22 protein-coding genes are annotated in these 17,483 nt (G+C 63.8%); 12 read left to right on the top strand and 10 right to left on the bottom strand.

The window, feature by feature from the left end:
- Nucleotides 1-4 precede the first annotated feature (4 nt).
- The 8 genes from acpS to AC07RV_RS07780 all read right to left on the bottom strand — a co-directional run bounded on the left by acpS (nt 5) and on the right by AC07RV_RS07780 (nt 5,975).
- On the bottom strand, nt 5-418 hold the full coding sequence (gene acpS, locus AC07RV_RS07815; protein ID WP_296781821.1) for a holo-ACP synthase: 414 nt from the start codon (nt 416-418) through the stop codon (nt 5-7).
- Between the two features lie 38 nt (nt 419-456).
- Nucleotides 457-1,377 (bottom strand): nucleoside triphosphate pyrophosphohydrolase family protein, encoded by a 921-nt coding sequence (locus AC07RV_RS07810; RefSeq protein ID WP_296781822.1) that lies wholly within the window; start codon nt 1,375-1,377, stop codon nt 457-459.
- Nucleotides 1,377-2,468 carry a nucleotide kinase domain-containing protein gene (locus AC07RV_RS07805; protein ID WP_296781823.1) on the bottom strand — a complete coding sequence of 364 codons (1,092 nt, stop codon included), beginning with the start codon at nt 2,466-2,468 and terminating at the stop codon, nt 1,377-1,379. Before AC07RV_RS07805 ends, AC07RV_RS07810 begins: the two co-directional genes overlap by 1 nt.
- Before the next feature lie 44 nt (nt 2,469-2,512).
- Nucleotides 2,513-3,358, bottom strand: coding sequence for a thymidylate synthase family protein (locus tag AC07RV_RS07800; protein WP_296781825.1), 846 nt, complete (start codon nt 3,356-3,358; stop codon nt 2,513-2,515).
- Nucleotides 3,351-4,241 (bottom strand): ImmA/IrrE family metallo-endopeptidase, encoded by an 891-nt coding sequence (locus tag AC07RV_RS07795; protein WP_296781826.1) that lies wholly within the window; start codon nt 4,239-4,241, stop codon nt 3,351-3,353. The genes AC07RV_RS07800 and AC07RV_RS07795 overlap by 8 nt, the downstream gene beginning before the upstream one ends.
- Complete coding sequence (locus AC07RV_RS07790; protein WP_296781827.1) at nt 4,238-4,606, bottom strand: helix-turn-helix domain-containing protein; 369 nt, start codon at nt 4,604-4,606, stop codon at nt 4,238-4,240. The genes AC07RV_RS07795 and AC07RV_RS07790 overlap by 4 nt, the downstream gene beginning before the upstream one ends.
- On the bottom strand, nt 4,603-4,917 hold the full coding sequence (locus tag AC07RV_RS07785; RefSeq protein ID WP_296781829.1) for a hypothetical protein: 315 nt from the start codon (nt 4,915-4,917) through the stop codon (nt 4,603-4,605). The genes AC07RV_RS07790 and AC07RV_RS07785 overlap by 4 nt, the downstream gene beginning before the upstream one ends.
- Before the next feature lie 248 nt (nt 4,918-5,165).
- Complete coding sequence (locus AC07RV_RS07780; protein ID WP_296781831.1) at nt 5,166-5,975, bottom strand: hypothetical protein; 810 nt, start codon at nt 5,973-5,975, stop codon at nt 5,166-5,168.
- A 622-nt stretch (nt 5,976-6,597) separates the two neighbouring features.
- Here AC07RV_RS07780 and AC07RV_RS07775 point away from each other — a divergent pair.
- From AC07RV_RS07775 to AC07RV_RS07765, 3 genes are all read left to right on the top strand, one after another.
- Nucleotides 6,598-7,422 carry a DUF932 domain-containing protein gene (locus AC07RV_RS07775; protein WP_296781832.1) on the top strand — a complete coding sequence of 275 codons (825 nt, stop codon included), beginning with the start codon at nt 6,598-6,600 and terminating at the stop codon, nt 7,420-7,422.
- A gap of 79 nt (nt 7,423-7,501) precedes the next feature.
- Complete coding sequence (locus AC07RV_RS07770) at nt 7,502-9,550, top strand: ParB/RepB/Spo0J family partition protein (protein WP_296781833.1); 2,049 nt, start codon at nt 7,502-7,504, stop codon at nt 9,548-9,550.
- A gap of 62 nt (nt 9,551-9,612) precedes the next feature.
- Nucleotides 9,613-9,822, top strand: coding sequence for a hypothetical protein (locus tag AC07RV_RS07765; RefSeq protein ID WP_296781834.1), 210 nt, complete (start codon nt 9,613-9,615; stop codon nt 9,820-9,822).
- 125 nt (nt 9,823-9,947) lie between these two features.
- On the opposite strand, the gene AC07RV_RS07760 is transcribed toward AC07RV_RS07765, so the two are convergent.
- Complete coding sequence (locus AC07RV_RS07760; RefSeq protein WP_296781836.1) at nt 9,948-10,382, bottom strand: DUF6841 family protein; 435 nt, start codon at nt 10,380-10,382, stop codon at nt 9,948-9,950.
- A gap of 823 nt (nt 10,383-11,205) precedes the next feature.
- Here AC07RV_RS07760 and AC07RV_RS07755 point away from each other — a divergent pair.
- Complete coding sequence (locus AC07RV_RS07755; RefSeq protein ID WP_296781932.1) at nt 11,206-11,520, top strand: DUF736 domain-containing protein; 315 nt, start codon at nt 11,206-11,208, stop codon at nt 11,518-11,520.
- A 72-nt stretch (nt 11,521-11,592) separates the two neighbouring features.
- Here AC07RV_RS07755 and AC07RV_RS07750 read toward each other — a convergent pair whose 3' ends face one another.
- A complete protein-coding gene (locus AC07RV_RS07750; protein ID WP_296781837.1) occupies nt 11,593-11,898 on the bottom strand; it encodes a helix-turn-helix domain-containing protein in 306 nt (101 codons plus the stop codon).
- A gap of 239 nt (nt 11,899-12,137) precedes the next feature.
- On the opposite strand from AC07RV_RS07750, the gene AC07RV_RS07745 reads away from it, so the two are divergent.
- From AC07RV_RS07745 to AC07RV_RS07710, 8 genes are all read left to right on the top strand, one after another.
- Nucleotides 12,138-12,488 (top strand): DUF2958 domain-containing protein, encoded by a 351-nt coding sequence (locus AC07RV_RS07745; protein WP_296781838.1) that lies wholly within the window; start codon nt 12,138-12,140, stop codon nt 12,486-12,488.
- Between the two features lie 307 nt (nt 12,489-12,795).
- Nucleotides 12,796-13,557 (top strand): DUF2285 domain-containing protein, encoded by a 762-nt coding sequence (locus AC07RV_RS07740; protein ID WP_296781840.1) that lies wholly within the window; start codon nt 12,796-12,798, stop codon nt 13,555-13,557.
- A gap of 83 nt (nt 13,558-13,640) precedes the next feature.
- Nucleotides 13,641-13,922: a helix-turn-helix transcriptional regulator gene (locus AC07RV_RS07735; RefSeq protein ID WP_296781841.1), complete on the top strand. Its 282-nt coding sequence runs from the start codon at nt 13,641-13,643 to the stop codon at nt 13,920-13,922.
- Nucleotides 13,923-14,008: 86 nt separating this feature from the next.
- Nucleotides 14,009-14,782: a replication initiator protein A gene (locus AC07RV_RS07730; protein WP_296781933.1), complete on the top strand. Its 774-nt coding sequence runs from the start codon at nt 14,009-14,011 to the stop codon at nt 14,780-14,782.
- A 253-nt stretch (nt 14,783-15,035) separates the two neighbouring features.
- Nucleotides 15,036-15,674 (top strand): ParA family partition ATPase, encoded by a 639-nt coding sequence (gene parA / locus AC07RV_RS07725; protein WP_296781842.1) that lies wholly within the window; start codon nt 15,036-15,038, stop codon nt 15,672-15,674.
- Entirely contained in the window at nt 15,671-15,955 is a 285-nt protein-coding gene (locus AC07RV_RS07720) for a chromosome partitioning protein ParB (RefSeq protein WP_296781843.1), read from the top strand. The genes parA and AC07RV_RS07720 overlap by 4 nt, the downstream gene beginning before the upstream one ends.
- A complete protein-coding gene (locus AC07RV_RS07715) occupies nt 15,952-16,497 on the top strand; it encodes a DUF2840 domain-containing protein (RefSeq protein ID WP_296781844.1) in 546 nt (181 codons plus the stop codon). The genes AC07RV_RS07720 and AC07RV_RS07715 overlap by 4 nt, the downstream gene beginning before the upstream one ends.
- Nucleotides 16,494-17,090, top strand: coding sequence for a S26 family signal peptidase (locus tag AC07RV_RS07710; protein ID WP_296781845.1), 597 nt, complete (start codon nt 16,494-16,496; stop codon nt 17,088-17,090). Before AC07RV_RS07715 ends, AC07RV_RS07710 begins: the two co-directional genes overlap by 4 nt.
- Nucleotides 17,091-17,483 lie beyond the last annotated feature (393 nt).

Genomic DNA, 17,483 nt, shown 5'->3' with positions numbered 1-17,483 from the left:
CCCCTTATGAGCCCAGAGCAATAACGCTTGCCATGGCAACCGTGGCCGTGTGGCTCGCACTCACCAGCCATCGGACAATCCCCTGTTCGTCCGCGATCTCCACCAATCTGCGGTGCAGAGCAACAGTTGGTGCGCCTTTCCGCTGAGACACGACCTCGACATCCGTAAACGCGATGCCGTCGCCCCAGCCTGTACCAAGTGCCTTCAACACGGCCTCCTTGATGGCAAAGCGCGAGGCAAGCCTCTCGATCCTGTTGCCTCCTTCATTCGCAGTAGCTAGTTCCCCAGGAGTGAAGTACCGATCCAAGAAGTCGCTGGCCTGTTCGTTCATCAGCCGGGAGAAATCTGCTACGTCGACAACATCTATGCCGTGAGCTACAACGTTCCCGAACCTTGATAACTGATGGTTGCCGGTCATGCCAAGGGCCTTGCGTTGTTATAAGCTTCCAACAGCCATCACGACTTGCGCGGAGCTTTCCGCCGGACGCTATCGGGTGGTCCGAGAAAAGTCAGACTCTTAGCATCCTGATCGACAAGTATCTTTCCTCCGCCGGCACTCAGAACCTGGCGCCAGACCTCAAATCCGACCAAGATCGCGCGCTGCCACTCCCCAAGCGACCTCTCTCGCACTTCGAGTAGCGATGTCACACCCTTGATCGTACGCAGCAACTTGTAGTCCAAATCGCCAACACCTTCGAGCCAACGGTGTTCCTTCGCATAGTCAAAAACCAGCGCTGCGACGCCCTCGTCCAGAACCTGGGCTCGGCCACCGTCCTGCACCTCGTCCACTTGAGGGATGCTCTTGCGCTTCCTCTTCAAGAGTTTTCGAATAACCGGCGACCAGCCAAGTACGGCGACATAACCGAGATGGAACACGTCGTGAAACCGATAGCCATCGGGGTCATCCGCGTTGTCGGTCAGGTCGTCACCAATCTTCTTGCCGTTGACGCACATTCGAATCTTCTTGCGCCCGTCAACGGTCACCTCGCTGAGTTCCACCTCGAACCGTCTAGGCAACCGCTCGTGCTCTTCGAACTCTGCATCGAAAGCGAGAGACCCCGTATCCTGCGGCCCCCAGCGGTCCCTAGTCTTCTTCAGATTTGCCTGCGCAATATCCTCAAGTTTTAGATCGAACTTTGCAGCGACGTTTCCGACATACCAAAGCAAGTCGCCCAACTCTTCCGACACTCGCTCCCTGAACAGGAGATGGGAATCGCCGTCTCGAAGGTGCTTCTTGTACTCACTGAGCAGTTCGCCCGTCTCACCTGCCAGACCGAGCAAAGGAACCATGAGGTCGTTTCCTGCATCGCCGCTTTTCCGTCGTGACGGCACGCGATCTGTTTTCTGTGCTTCCCGCTGGTAGGTGTTCAAGTTCATCACGAGTTTCCTAAGTCCAAGGTTGACTGGGCAATTGACCTGTTCGCGGTTTTCCCATCCCGCATCTGGCTGACGCGGCCCGAAAGATCTGCCTCGATTTTTGAATTGATACCCCATTTGGGTGGATACCAAGGCAGGTCCAAGGGTCCGGTGGGAGAAAACTTCTGCTTGATGCGCGTACGCCCGGAAATTCCGGCCACGTCTGGGTGAGCCACCCGCGCGTACTTGTCGACCTCGCAAAAGAGGTTTTGGCAATCTATCAATTGCAGCCGGCGCCCCCAAAGGGATTGGAAGTTGATGCCTAGCCGCTCGAACTCGCGTTCCTGGTTATCGGCCATCAATCGGATCAGTTCCGCCTCGTTGAGACCCGCGCTATCAGCAAAACACTTTCTCAGGCCATCGCGTGCGCCAGGACCCGGGATGACGAAATCCATCTCGGAGAAGTCCGTGACTTCGCTGTAGTTGATGTCAGTCACGAACTGGTATGCCAGGAAGTCCCCAATCGTTGGGTAGCTTCGGAGCAGTTCGAACGCGGTCTGCATTTTCTTCAACTGCGCCAACTGACCTGCAAGGTCATCAGCCATCATTCGCTCCAGCAAGCGCAAATGGTTTTGATGCTTGGCCGTATGCCCAAAAGCGGAGCCGCCGGGCGGCATGATGTAAGCAGCCGAGTAGATGCGGCCCCCGGCCCTCATCGCCTGACTCAGGACCTTGTCATAGTGTTCGAACTTGTAGTTCTTGAAGGTGACTTCACCGAAGGTGTGCTCAAGCAGCTTCCAAGTCTCGATCTTATTGAACAGCTTGAATAGCAAAGTACGGAACAGCACCTCGGACGGCGACGTCGGAAGATCGTCGCGATAGATCACATGCCTGACCAAGTATTGGCTGACACGATCCGAAGCACGATAAGCGTTTGTGAACTTGTGAACAGAGATCACAGGATCGGTAGTCCACGGCGCTGACTTCCCCTTCAACCTTTGGTAAAAGACGTTCTGTCGCTCCACGGCGAATCGCCAGTAGCTGTCGAATACCGGCGTCACTTTGATCGGCAGCAAGTGCGATGGACCGACGATAGATGCAGGCACGGCCATGGAATCACTTTCCGAAGGCTGGTAGCTCTTGCTGATGCCAACCCTCACGCTGCAGTCTCGACAACTGGCGCGGGCACCTCTTCATTCACGGCCGGCGGCTTCAGAGCGAAACTTGCGCGTGCTGCCGTGATCAAGGGTTGCAGATCGACATCGGACTTGGAAATGCGCTCGAACTTGGCGACGCCGACAACAACATTCATTCGAAGTAGCTTGATTTTCATTTCATGGGCCATAAAGGCTCCCAACTGGGCAATGCCGAGATAATTTCCGTATGCCTTCACGAACAGTTGCTGCGTCGCGTAGAAAGCGTTGATGACAAGCCCGTGTTTGGTAGGCTCGAAACTGACATGCTGGAGGCAGGGGAACTGAAGTTGAGCATCGGCGACATGATCTCGGGCTGGATCGAATACGCTCGCTTGGAACATCGATCGCCGTACACCCTCCCGTCCTTCATACTGAGACAGGATCCATTCGAGCTGATTGCCATCGCAGGGGCCCCGGCCATACCCTGTCATTCGCTCGAAATAAAGACCGCGCCGGTTGTCTCGTGGATTCATCGCCTGATAGCGCGGGAATGCATCCTTGTAGTATCGGAACAGCGCCGCGCGATCGCCCTGAGCTACCTGCCACAAGCGTTGCGGGAAGATCGTGAAAGCCACATCGTCAACGCTGCGCATACGCTTGACCGCCAGCAACGTGTCAAGCGCCGAGCGGATGGCCGGTGTTTCCTGCACAACACCGCGTTCATCGAAGCCGGTCACGCTCAGGATAAGCGGCGATATCTCGGGACCAGCGTGATCAATAACGTGGAGCACGGCCTTGGCCCAAGCTCGCGACATGTCTGGCTCGTCGACGAGGAGCGGGCCAATCGAATGGGGAAGCTTAGTCATCTGCAGTTTCCTCAAGGTGACGAAATCGAGCCAAACCAACATACTGGCGCCTTGCAATACGAACATAGGTCGCCCAAGGAGTGCCGGGTATCACCACCCGCGTGATACCGCACTTTGCGGCGCGAAAGAGTCGCCCTGCAGCCATCTCACGTTCGGGCGCGAGCATTGAGGTGTCCACAACCACACCCGCTGGAAGCAGCAGCAGCCCGTCCTGCTCGATGTCGAGCGTCGGTGAATTCCAGTGCTGATCTGCAACCGTAAGCGGCATGGAAACTACCTCACCCAGCAGCTCCGTGCGGATCGCCTTGGGCGTAATACGCCCAAGGCGATCACGCTGCACGTGGTTGATCATGTTGATACCGTAGGCGAGGTGATTCACCAGAGTCGCCTGCCCAACACCGAAGTTGCAGGCGATGGCGTACATGTCGAGGGCCGTTGCGCGGTTTGGGTCTAAGCCGCGCTTTGCAAAGGCCTCGCGCAGGCCAAGCGTTGGCATCAAGACGAAAGCAGCGAAAGCGTCAGCCAATACTTCGTTAGGTGGGCGATCAGCACTGTTGGCCTGATCTTCCCGCAACTCGTCGATGGTCGAGCCGTGGCCGAAAACGTGATGCCCCAGTTCGTGCGCACACGTGAAAGTCCGTCTCGCCAAGGGCCTGAGCACTGAAACATGGATTCTCGGCTTCGGCGTCCGGTCGTACATGCCCTCCATATTGATATCGTTAAAGCGGACTGCGACGTTGTGCGCCTCGCACAAGCCATAGATGCAGGCGGGGCTCTTGAGATCCAATCCCGCCTTTACGCGCGCCGCGATCGAAGCCTGCATGCCTTGCATCACAAGAGCTTTCCGCCCCGCGGTCGACATGTTCGAGGGCTGAGCACTCATTTGCTTCCCCCTCCCTCTTCGGCGTCCGAGCTGCGCATAGATGCCAGCAACCGCAGCAGTCGATCCAGATCGTCAGGCTTCAGCTTGCTCAGTTCGCGTGCGGCAAGCTGGAGTCGCGGGTCATTCATTTCGAGCTGTTCGGCTGTTTCGCCAAGCAGCCATGAAACGGTGACATCGTAGGTCTCCGCGAATTTCGTCAGTTCTTCTGCAGAAACACGACGATTGCCGGCCTCGATCTCAGAAACCGTCGGCCGATGCATCTGCAGCACCTTGGCCACTTGGCCTTGCGACAGACCTGCGGCCTTTCTCGCCTCTCGCAAACGTTCGGCGAGCGCCGAGCGATGGGTGTCCGAACCGTCTGTCATTGCGCGTTCGCCTGCATGGGTTCAACCACGGCCTGGCCTTCTACCAGGGCTACGACCTTTGCCACGATCTCGTCAATGGTCAGCGCAATGCTGGAATCGTCCTGCCGGAAGATATTCACATCATTGGCGATGCTGATCCCAAGCTTCGCGCCCAGCATGCCAATGGCGACGGGCCATATCTTGCTGTCGAACTTCGGCAGTTCCTCGATAGGCTTCGTCGCGCCGCCAAGCGGCGGGCACTCAAGCTCGCTCGTGGCTTGTATGTTCTGCAACACTTCCACCAGGGTCGTCTGAATCAGAGCAGCATCCATTTGGACCTCCATGCACGCCATTACGGCCAGTAAGAATATCTTACCATCACACTTGAAGCGCTGCAAGCTGCACCGTGAATGCGGGGCGACGGTCGTAGGCATCTGTATCTGCCCCGGTGCGGCCTGTGCTGCGCTTGGCTTGAGGCGATGAGCGCGGCACCCATTCCTGATAGCCGATGCGGCACTCCTGGCCGCCGACAAGGCGTGTCGATCAGCCCGAAACCGAATTCCAGAAAGGTGGGCGGTGGCTACTTGGCTCCATCGCGTTCACGTTGACGGAGCCGCTTCACGTATGGGCCATTGAACAGGTCTTCGGCAGCCAAGTCCAGCGCGCAGCTCGCCAAGGTAGCGAGCGTGTTGTCGGTGGCTTTGAAGTCGGTGGGCAGTTGGCCGTGATTGCGGCCACTGTTCTCATCAATCGCTGCAAGCAGCGCCTTGAGGAAATCGGCCCGGGATGGGCGCGAAGCCACGGTCGCGGCTGCAGTCAAGTGGTCGGTGGCTTCCATGACTGCGTCCTCGGCATCAGAGGCCAGCTCTTGCAGGAAGTCGCTCAGCGACGGCCAATACTTGAGATCAAACTGGCCATGAAGGTCATCAAGGCGCTCCCGGACGTATGACATGAAAAGGTAGTTGCCCTTGGCCGCCGCCTCGATTACATCGCACACGTGGTAGTGGGTGTCGGTGCTGAAGCCGGAGGTGTTGTGAAGATCGGAGCGCTGCTGCAGCAGCCCGGCCAACTCTGCCGCCTTCCTCGCAATCTGCTGGTTGACTTTGCCGAGATCGCCGCGTGCGGCACGCGCCTGCGCGATCTTCTCCGGGTTCCAGAACGCGGCGGTACTGAGGATCAGCCCTAGAAAGATCTGCAGCGCGTTCGGATGTGCATTGAGCTTGCTGTGCAGTTCTTCGTAGGCCTCGGTCAATTCAAGACCACGAGCAAGCAGCCGATCCGCAACAGCATTCTCGCTGGGCAGGATGCGGTGCTCGACGTTATAGCGTTTCCCCTCGATGAGGATGTTTTCGCAGATCTGCTTCGGGTTATCGGATTGGGGTGCGCTCATGGCCTGTCTTTGATGGTGAAGATGCCTGGTAGCGTATTTGACCAAGCTACTTCTGTCGGTACCCCAATGCCCGCCATCGAATCGGTGCTCAGGTACCCGAATGCCAATTCAGGTCTGGGCGTCCCCGGCCAAGGAGCACGGCCGGTCGCGCTGTCGTGCTGCGCATCGAGCCTCGCTGCGCGAGTCTCGCCCCTGGTGGGCTTCCATCGTTCCCTCGCTCCGCTCGGCTGACGCCTCCGGCCCGGCTTCCAGCTTCGGGCCTGCGCGCTTCGCTTGCCATGCGGTCGGCGCAAAGAGGCGGCCGTTGCCTTGTTCAGCCGTCTCCCCTGACTCCATCACCTTGCTCGCGACTGTAGCCCGCGGCCGTGTGCCGTCAAGGCGCGCAGGGCCGTGTCCTCGGCTGCGCCTGCGGGCCGCACCAACCCTGCGCTCGTTTCCTTGACGGCCCCCGTCCGCGCGCTCCTGACCGTCGCGGGCGATGAACTCAGGAAAGACGGTGGCAACAGGGCCAACCGGGTTCCTCGTGCCGACCGCACCGAACAGCCGAAAGGCTGGGCTCCGAATCTAGGAAGCCGGTGTGCGGTGAACAGCAAACCCTTTTTTCTTTGTCAGGAGAAATGCCATGCAACTCGCATCCCGCTTCGCTTCCCGTTCGCCGGTGCTGCGTTCGGAACGTCCCTTGTCCGATGACCAAATCCGGGCCGTGGCCCCGTCCATCTTCGCGGAATCCCCACACGAAAGCCGCTCGCAGCGGTACAGCTACATCCCCACCGCCACCGTGCTGCAAGAACTGCGCGGGGAAGGCTTCGAGCCTTTCATGGTGACGCAGACCCGCGTGCGCCACGACGACCGCCGCGACTACACCAAGCACATGATTCGGCTGCGCCACGCCAGCCAGATCAACGGCCGCGAGGCCAACGAAATCATCCTGCTGAACTCCCATGACGGCACCAGCAGCTATCAGATGCTGGCCGGAATGTTCCGCTTCGTTTGCAGCAATGGCCTTGTCTGCGGCGACACCGTGGCCGACGTGCGTGTGCCGCACAAGGGCGACGTAGCCGGGCACGTCATCGAAGGCGCTTACGAAGTCCTGCACGGCTTCGACCGGGCGCAGGAATCCCGCGATGCCATGCGCGCCATCACGCTGGACGCCGGGGAATCGGAAGTGTTCGCCCGCGCTGCGCTGGCGTTGAAGTACGACGAGGACAGGCCCGCGCCCATCACGGAATCGCAAATCCTGATGCCACGCCGCCATGACGACGACCGCCGCGACCTGTGGAGCGTGTTCAACCGCACGCAGGAGAACTTGACCAAAGGTGGCTTGTCCGCCCGCGCCGCGAATGGCCGCCGCCAGACCACCCGGCCCGTGCAGGGCATCGACCAAAGCGTGCGCCTGAACCGCGCCCTGTGGCTGCTGGCCGATGGCCTGCGCCAGTTGAAAGCCTGAATCCCCACGCGGCAGGGGCAGGCAGCAGCCCTTGCCGCTTCTCTCGCTGCTGCATCCCTAACCGCAAGGAGTTATCACCATGAACGCCGTACTCAAAACCGAAGCCGTCGCCATCGAAGCCGCCGCCCCGCTGGAAATGGCCGACCCGTCCAAGAACCTGATCTTGGTTCCCCTCTCGCAGTTGCTGCCGCGCCGCTCCAAGCGCAACGCCCGCAAGATGCCGCGCCTGTCCATCCCCGAACTGGCCGCGAGCATTGCCCGCATCGGCCTGCTGCAAAACCTTATCGTCATCCTTTCCGCCGATGGCGAGACTTACGAGGTGGTTGCCGGTGATCGCCGCCTGACCGCCTTGAAGCTGCTGGCGAAGAAGAAGCGCATCCCCGCCGACTACGAAGTGCCGTGCCTGCTGGTGCCCGATGCGTCCGCTCGTACCGTCAGCCTCGCGGAAAACCTGATGCGCGAGCAGATGCACCCCGCCGACCATTTCGAGGCGTTCGCCGCGCTGGTCAAGGAAGGCCGGCCCCTAGAGGACATTGCCGCCGACTTCGGCGTGTCCCCGCTGGTGGTACAGCGCCGCTTGAAGCTCGCCCACATCGCGCCGCGCCTGATGGCCGACTACCGCGCCGGAACCGTCACGCTGGAACAGTTGATGGCCTTGACCATCACCGACGACCACGGCGCGCAGGAAGCCGCATTCTATGGTGCGCCGGAATGGCAGCGCAGCCCGTCCAAGCTGCGCGAGCGCCTGACCGAGCGCGAAATCGACGCCACGCACGCGCTGGTGCGCTTCGTCGGGCTGGACACCTACCGGCAGGCAGGCGGCGGCATCCGCCGCGACCTGTTCGCCGAAGGCGATGCCGGAACCTACCTCACCGATACCGCAGTGCTGGAAACACTGATGCGCGACAAGCTGGCAACGCTGGGCGAGGACGTGCGCGCCGAGGGCTGGGCATGGGTGGAGGCCGTGCCGCATCTGGCCTACGAGGAACGGCAGGCGTTCCAGAACGCCCCGCGCCACCGCCGCGAGCCGACCACCCGCGAGGCCCGCCGCATCGCCTCACTGGAAACTCGTCTCGAAAAGATCGACACCGAACTAGAAGAAGCCTGCGACGCCGAGGACGAGGCCAAGGCCGAGAAACTGGAACAGCGGCGCGATCAGGTGGTCAGCGAACTGCAAGACGCGGAGGACGCCTTGCAAGGCTATGCCCCCGAGGTGCGCGAGGTGGCCGGTGCCATCGTCACCATCGACCGCAACGGCGAGGCCGTCATTCATCGCGGCCTGCTGCGTGAAGCCGAGGCCAAGGCGCTGCGCACGCTGGAAAAGCTGCGGCGCGGTTTCGGCAGCACCGAAGGCGAAGCCGCCAACGACGAGCACGACGCCGACGACGCGCCCAAGGCCGCGAGTCTGTCCGACAGGCTGGCGCAGCGGTTGAGCGCCCACCGCACGGCGGCGCTGCAAATCGAAGTCGCCCGGCATCCGCACGTCGCGCTGGCCTCGCTGGTGCATGGCATGGTGCAGACCGTCCTGCAGGAAAGCCACTACGGCCGCGACTTGCCGCTGGGCGTGAGCCTGAAAGTGCAAGACCGGCTGGAAGGCATGGCCCCGGACTGGCCGGAATCGCCCGCCGCCGTGGCGTTGCGCGAACTGCAACAGGTGGCCGGTGAAGCCTTGCCGGAGGACAGCTCCGAACTGTTCGCCGCACTGCTGGCGAAGCCGCAAGACGAGCTGGTGCGCCTGCTGGCCGTGTGCGTGGCTTCCACGGTGGACGTGGTGACGCCTCGCGCCACAGTGCAGCAACCCGGCGAGGAACTGGCGCAGGCCGTGGGCCTCGACATGGCCGCATGGTGGAAGCCGACCGCAGAAGGCTATTTCAAGCACGTTTCCAAGGCCGTGATTCTGGATGCCGTGGGCGCATTTGCACCGGAATCCATCACCCGGCTGGCGAAGCTCAAGAAGGCCGACATTGCCAGCGAAGCCGAGCGGCTGGCCGATGGTAAGGGCTGGATGCCCGCCATCTTCAAGGCCGCAGGCCCACAAGATGCCGCGCAGGAGGCAGGCCCGGAGCAGGACGCCCCGGAGGATGCGGAGGCAATGGCGGATGAACCCGCCGAGACGCTGGCCGCTTGACCTGCGCCGAAGGCAAGCGCCCCGGCCTCGACCGGGGCGCTTCGCCGGAAGGAGAAGCCCCCATGACCCACACCACCACCAGCCGCCCGCGCATGGCGGCGATCTACGCCCCCGGCACGGTGCGCGCCCGCCGCTGGCACGGCGATGGCGACGTGCGCGGCTACCGCCCGCCCTCGGGCTGGTCGGCCTGCGCCGACCTCACCGACATTCACCCCATCACTGGGCGAGCCTTGCCGCGTGCCGTGTGGTGGCTCATCGAGACGAAGGAATAACCGCGTTCAGCACCGCGCCCTGGGCGCGGTGAAACGCAAAATCCGGGCGCGGCAGTGGCAGCGCCCGGTGTTCAAAGCCAACAGCCGAATCGAAACGCCGCCGCCTTCACGGCGGCTCACCAGGATCAGACGATACCGTGCTGCCTCAGCAGTGCTTGTTCATCGCCTGACACCCAGCCGAATATCTTGGGTTCGCCATTGAGCTGCTGCACGAGGTAGTGGACGTCGAAGTCGATGGACACGTCCGGGGCTGTGCCCCGGTCATAGGTCGCCGTCCAGGCGACGTGCGCGAGGCAGTGATGTTCGTCGATGGGGTCGATGCGAACGCCGCGCAGCGTCATGTCCTTCGTGCCGAGCTGGCGGTAACGCTTGAATCCTTGACGCATGACCTGTTTCAGTTGCTCGTCGTTCTGGCCCGCCATGACCCCGGCCGGCGAAGCTGCGATGAAGGCAGTCGCGTAGGACAAAGCGACCTGCTCCATGTCTGCTTCGTTTTTCAATCCTTGGCGGAAGAAGTCTTGGTATCGCTTGAAGAACTCATGGATGCGCTTTTCTTCCATCGTTGCTTCCTTGGGTATGGGCTTCGCTGTTCGTACTCGTCATGGTAGGGCGTGTCGGCGCACAGCGCCGCCGGGCTTTCGGGCTGCGCCCCGTGCCGCCTATGCCGTCACGGCCATTCGGCTTCAATCCCTCACGCCTTCGCGCCTGCGGCGCTGCGCGCTTCGCTTGCCTCCCAGGGGAAAGCCCTGCGGGCTATCCCCGCCACGCGATGCTTGGCGCCCCTCGATGCCGCCGAACCGGTTGCGCCGGATCGGCCCGGCCAGCGCCCCGCCGCGATGGACGGGGCGCTGGCGAACACGCTGGCGCTCGCTGCGGCAGGTTGTGCAGATGCGTGCCGTCCTCAACGCTGGCGGTTCCTGCCCATCACGTCACGAAGGACAGTTCACGGACGACCCGCCCGGCATCGCTATGGAGCTTCCACGCCACGCCTCAAGAGCGGCGCCGCAAGGTGCGGCAGGGGCGTTCTCGCCTGTCGTCGGGTGGTTGACCTGGCGCGCGTCAGCGGGCGAGCCGGAGAAGCCTTCGGGCGGGGATACCGAGTCGGCCCCATCTCCTTTCGGAGCGGTTCGGCCCAAGGCGTCCTTGTCTCGTTGTGAATCCTGGCGGGGGCGCGGCTGCGCCTCGGGCTTCATGGCTGCAACCGTCCGGCGAAAACAATTTCCCCGCCGCTGCGCGGCTTCCTCGCGCAGCAAATTCTTTTCGCCTCCCGGTTCTCCACTGCGTTTCGACCGCAAGCGGTGCAGCCAGCCCGTCCCCCGCCGGCCGGATCACAACAAGGACGCGATGGGCGCGAACCTTGTTCAACCGAAAGGAGAAAACATCATGGCCAACATCGGCACCTTCACCGCAGAGAAAGACGGCTTCACCGGCACGCTGCGCACCCTGACGCTCAACGTCAAGGTCAAGCTGGTTCCCAACGACAAGGGCAGCAGCGAGAACGCCCCGGACTTCCGCCTCCAGGCCGCCGGCCACGACATCGGCGCGGCATGGAACAAGACCAGCGAGGCCGGGCGGGAATACAAGTCCGTGACCCTCGACGATCCTTCGTTCCCGGCTCCGGTCTATGCCCGCCTGATCGAAGGCGAGGACGGCACGCACGACCTGATCTGGTCGCGCAGCAAGCCACAGGCGGCGTGACCGCCGCAGCGCCCCGCCCATCGCGGCGGAGCGCTGCGCTGCTGATCGCAGCACATCACCACCCCAATCACATCAGGCGCGCGGCTTCGCCGCGTCGCGCTCCTTCAATACCGACTCCAGTTCCTGGCGCACTTGCGCCAGCAGCTCGTCGGCCTTGCGCGGGCTGTCGCCCGCGTAGGCCAGCGTCAGTAGCGTGAGCGGGTGGATCTCCATCACCTCGCACAGCTCGGCCAGCTTATGCAGGGTCGGGCTTTTCAGGTCGCGTTCGAGGGTGCTCATATAGGTGCGGCTGGACACGTCGGAGAAGGCTTCCTGGCTCAAGCCACGCGCCTTCCTGACTGTCTTCAACGCCTTCGCCAATGAGTACCGAGCCGCCACCTATGGTTTCCCTCGAAAAACCAAGATGACAGCCCATTGCGCCCTATAGGGCTACAATCTATAGTGTTCATTTGGTGTTCTACGTTTTTGTGCCTTTACGGAAATCCGCATCGACGGGTTTCAGCAAAGCCACGCAAGCGCCTCCGTGCTTGCGCACGAAGACGTAAATCCGGTTTGGCGGTTCTACGCTTGGACGTGAAACCGCATCCGTGCATCATTGGATTTGTGGGATTGCCACCATGCCCCAGCCACTCGCCACCGCCCCGGAGCGCGCGCAATTGCTCGCCAACGGCGAGGCCCGCGCCGCTGGCCGGGTCATCGACCCGGTGCCTGTGGTGCGGCTGTTCACGCCGGACGCGCATGTGACCTGGCTGCTGGCCGCGCTCGATCCCGCCGATGGCGATACCGCCTGGGGGCTCATCGACCTGGGAATCGGGATGCCCGCGCAAGGCACCGTCAAGCTGTCCGAGCTGGCCGGCATCGTCGGGCCGCGCCAGCAGCCCGTGCTGCGCGACCTCTATTTCCGCCCCACGCGCACGCTGTCGGAATACACCCGGCTGGCCGAGCGCGACGGAGCGATCCCGGACTGAATACGGCTTACTGTGACTTTTTCAGTCTGGTGTCATACCGGGTAAGTCTTAATCGGGATTCTTGCGGCATAGCCCCAGCAGCCTGATCCAAATAGACATGATGCTTGGCGCGGGCTGCGGCAGGCTGGCTTGTGCAGTGTCCCCGGTCGGGGCACTGTCGCCGCAGCATTGAGACGAATACTGCAACGCATCGGAGCCAATCGGTCTTGACAGCCCCATCCATCCTTTTAACCCACGACGTTCCGACGAGGCGATGTAGCGCGTAGTTCTTCCGTGGCGGCGAGTCCTGTTCGCAGGAGGAGGCGTCATGGTCAATCCTCATCACATCGCGCATTGGTATCCGACTGCCGCATACCTGTATGTCCTTTGGCTGGACGCGCTTGCGCTTGCTTGGGAGTACCTGCGCAGGCATCCCGACTACCGGCTCGACTGGCTGCGCCGTCATCGCCGGCTTGAAGCAGCGCATCGCTGGGGTTTGCGCCTGCTGGAAGACCCGGCGCTGGATGCGCGTGACGCGCATCCAGCCTGGCTGCCTGGTCATGCCTCCGTGGTACAGCTCTACCCCGACGCCGATCCGCCGCAAGATGCCACCGCCTTCGCGTTCTGGCGCATCCCCGGCCACAAGCAACTACTCCACGACGGCAAAGGGCTGGCGCTGACTGCGCGCAGCCCAGGCCATTGCCTGCGCTTCGCGCTGGCGCCCGGCTTGGAAGACGGCATGGCCGTGGCCTATGCCCAGCGCGGCGGCACTGCCGCGCCTGCGCGCGGTCATGCGCCCGGCGCGACCTTCGCCGCCACTACGCCCAGGCCAACACCTTCCGCGCTATTGGAGCTGCACACCTTGCAGGCGCTCGACGCGACCCTGGCGGGCGCGTCCTTGCGCGATGTGGGCGAAGGGCTGTTCGGTGCCGACGCCGCGGCTGACTGGTACAGCGACGGCGGCCTGCGCTCGAAGGTGCGCCGCCTGGTGCGGCGCGGCGATGCGCTGATGCGCGGCGGTTATCGCTGCCTAGCACAGCTTCCGCCGCTTGAGAAGGGTCGTTTTGAGGACGACGCAAAACGGCCCTGAGCAGGACAGCTTGCTTTTCTGAGACTGCCTCCATCCGGTCGCGCTGTGTGGCCGGTCGTTTTCAACCGATGGAGGTTCACACCATGCGTCCCGCTCCCTTGCGGCCTGCCGCCACTGTCCCGACCGCTGCCGCGCAGCCCCAACGCTATCTCACCAACGACGAAGCCGCCGAATACCTGCGCCTGTCGCCGCGCACGCTGGAAAAGCAGCGCGTGATCGGCGGCGGCCCGCGCTTTCGCAAGTTCGGCCGGCGCGTCATGTACGCCGTGGCCGACCTCGATGCCTGGGCCGCCGACCGCAGCTTCGAGACGACCTCCGATCCCGAGTACGCCGAGCACCACTCGGCCGACAGCCGTGCGCGTTGATCGGTGGCGCGTGGGTGGCCTTCGCCGTGTCCAAACCCTTGCAGGAACGCGAACAGCTCGACTTGTTTCGCGCGCTGCCGGGCGACATGGCGCCACGCGACAGCCAGGACTTGATGGCCTTTCCGTTCTTCTCGCTGGCGAAGTCCAAGCGGATCAAGCCCATCGACTTCCGGGCGGGCAACGTGACGATCCGCGTGGAAGGCACGCAGGAACATGGCATCGCCACGATCTGGGATGCCGACATCCTGATCTGGGCCGCCAGCCAGATCGTGGAAGCGCGCGACGCGGGCCTGCGGCCCTCGCGCTTGATGCAGGTGCGCCCCTACGAGGTGCTGCGCTTCATCGGGCGCGGTACGTCGCTGCGCGACTACCAGCGCCTCAAGGCCGCGCTCGACCGGCTGCAATCGACCACGGTGGCCACGTCCATCCGGGAGATGACCGGGCGGCGCCTGCACCGTTTCTCGTGGATCAACGAATGGAAGGAATTGGCCGATGCCAGCGGCACGCCGCTGGGCCTCGAACTGATCCTGCCGGACTGGTTCTTTGCCGGCGTGCTGGACGCCGCCCTGGTGCTGACCATCGACCCGGCGTATTTCCGGCTCACGGGCGGCATCGAGCGGTGGCTGTACCGCCTGGTGCGCAAGCACGGCGGCCAACAGCCGGGCGGCTGGCAATTCGACTTCCAGCACCTGTACCGCAAATCGGGCAGCGTGGCGCGCTACTACGACTTCGCCGCCGACCTGCGGGCGCTGGTGGCGCGGCAAGCCTTGCCGGGCTACCTGTTGGGCATCGAGTACGTATCCGGGATTTCCTCGCCGCTGCTGACCTTCCGGCCCGTGCCGCAGACGGCACGAGGATAACTTCGGGAGAGCCTGTGGATGGACTCGTGCTATCAGGCAACAGAGGTATCGTGCTATCAGGCAACGAATCCTCGTGCTATCAGGCAACAAAATCGGCCGCAAACCCGCGCCAGCACAGGGTTTCGCGTCCTTCTAACTTCCCTAACTTAAATTCTCTAACTTTTAGTAGAAGCGCCGCGCCACGGTGGATAACCGCCACGCGGCCACAAGCGCAGCAGCAAAAGCCCGGCCTTCCAACACGGAGGGCCGCGCCATGATCGTTGCTCTGCTCAACCAGAAAGGCGGCGTGGGCAAGACCACGCTCGCCACCCACATCGCCGGCGAGCTGGCGATGCGAGGCCAGCACGTCGTGCTGCTGGATGCCGACCCGCAAGGCTCATCGCTGGACTGGACGCAGCGCAGAAGCCAGCAAGGCTTGCCACGGCTGTTCAGCGCCGTGGGCCTCGCACGCGAAACGCTGCACCAAGAGGCGCCAGAACTCGCCAGGCGGGCCGCTCACGTCGTCATCGACGGCCCGCCCAGGATCGCCGCCTTGGCGCGCTCCGCGCTGCTGGCGGCCGAGCGCGTGCTGATCCCGGTGCAGCCCAGCCCCTACGACATGTGGGCCAGCGCGGAGATGGTGGCGCTGATCCGCGAAGCGCAGGTGTTCCGGCCTGCGCTGCGCGCGGCCTTCGTCATCAATCGCCGCGTCAGTACCACGGTGATCGGGCGCGAAGCGCGCCAGGCGCTCGCCGACCAGCCGCTTCCTGCGCTGCGCGCGGAAGTGCATCAGCGCATCGTGTTCGCCGACAGCGTGGCCGCTGGTCGGCTTGCACGCGAGACGGCGCCCGACAGCGCCGCCGCGCGCGAGATCACTGCGCTGGTGGATGAACTGCTGCGGTGGACGCCATGACAGTGAAGTCGCCACCGAACGGCAAGCGCACAGCAAAGCGCGTCGGCATCGGCGCGCGTCCACCCGCGAATCCGCACGCCGAGGCGTGGATTCGCCAGGGCGACGCCGATGCGTTGGGCAAGGGCGACCTCTACACGGCTCGCTTGACCCTCGACATCACGCCCGAGATGCGGGCGCGCATCAAGATCGCCGCCTTCGGTCAAGGCGTGACCGTGGCCGACCTGCTGCGCGGCCTGTTGGAGCGAGAGTTTCCAGAGCACCGCAAGGAGAACACGCCATGAACGCATCCGCTTCGTCTGCCCCCGCGCCTGTTGCCATCGCGGCTACGGCTGCGCTCGCAGCGCCTTCCAGCCAGCCTGCCAGCGCGCCATTGACGCGCGTGGCGCTGGCCTACATCGAACCGCGCTTCAAGCTCTATTTGCGCTTCGGCGAACCCGCGCGCACGCTCCAGCTCGACCGCTGGCGGCGCTGCGCGGTGTTCCTGCCGGGCGCCATGTTCTGCCGCATCCGCTGGTTGGCCAACGACTACGGCACCGTTCGCTGGCAGCTCATGGTGATGCAGGCTTGTACGCCGCTCGATGCGGCGCAGCGCATCCCCGGCGTGCAGCCGGGCGTGCGCCTGCTGCTGCACGCCGAAGGCGAGAACCAAGTCCGTGCCGTGCTGGAACGCATCGACGCCATCGAGGCGCTGGGCATCGCGCCTGTCGGCATTTCGCCCGCGTACTGGCGTACGCTCGCCAACCGCCTCGCCGCGCGCCTGCCGCTGCCTGAATACAACGCCGAGCGGCACGCCGCCTGGCTGACCGGGAGGGCGCTGTCATGACCGCCGTTTCCACTGCCGGCATCGCGCCGCGTCCTCGCTCGCCCCGCGTACGTTTGCGCGCTCGCCTCGTGCTGGCGGGCCTGTCCGCCTGCGGCCTCGCTGCGCTGGCCTGGGCGTCCTTCGTGCAGCCGTTGCCGCGCCTGATCTACAACCCGTCCGACAGCGTGGCGGTCGGCTGGTATCGCATCGATCCGCTGGGCCACGGCACCGGCTCGCTGCCACATCCCTTGTCCGTGGGCAGCATCGTCCTGACCACGCTGCCGCCAGACGCTGCCGCGCTGGCCGCGCAGCGCGGCTACCTGCCGGCGCGCGTGCCGCTGCTCAAGCGCGTGGGCGCCGTCGCGCCGCTGGAGGTGTGCATCACGGGTCGCGGCGTCCGCATCGACGGCGTGCCTTCGGCCGCCGTGCTGCCTGCTGACCGCTGGGGCCGGCCGCTGCCATCCTGGCAGCAATGCCGCCGCCTTGAATCCGGCGAACTGTTCCTGCTCAGTGTGACCAACCCGGCATCGTTCGACAGTCGGTATTTCGGGCCGGTCAATGCGGGCGCCGTGATCGGCGTCGCGCATCCGGTCTGGCTGGAGTCCCGCCCATGATGGTCGCCGACTCGCTGCACGTTGCCGTGCATCTCATCGTGCCATCGGGCGTGCCGATCCGGTGGCCTTCCGCGTGTCGTCGCGCGTGCAGTGCGAGCGCATCCGCGCCGCACTTCGCGCTGCCTCCGGCGCAGCCGTCCCATGTGCAGGCGTCTTGCCTCGAACGCGCCCGGCCTATGGCCGTCGCCGCGTTCGCCGGCGCGCTGGCTGCTCGCGCAGCAACGCCGCCGGGCCGCCGCTGCCCGGAGCGCCAGCGAGGGGCAAAGGCGGAAGGCAAGATTGAAGGGCGCGGCACCACGGTGCGCGCAAAGCCAGTCTGCACATGGGTTTGGGGCAGCACGCGCCACAGGGTGGCTTCGTGCCGCCAACAGCGCAAATGCCATGCAGGCATTG

Source organism: Variovorax sp. GW821-FHT09B01, assembly GCF_059418345.1.
This window is presented reverse-complemented; position numbering and strand designations above follow the sequence as displayed.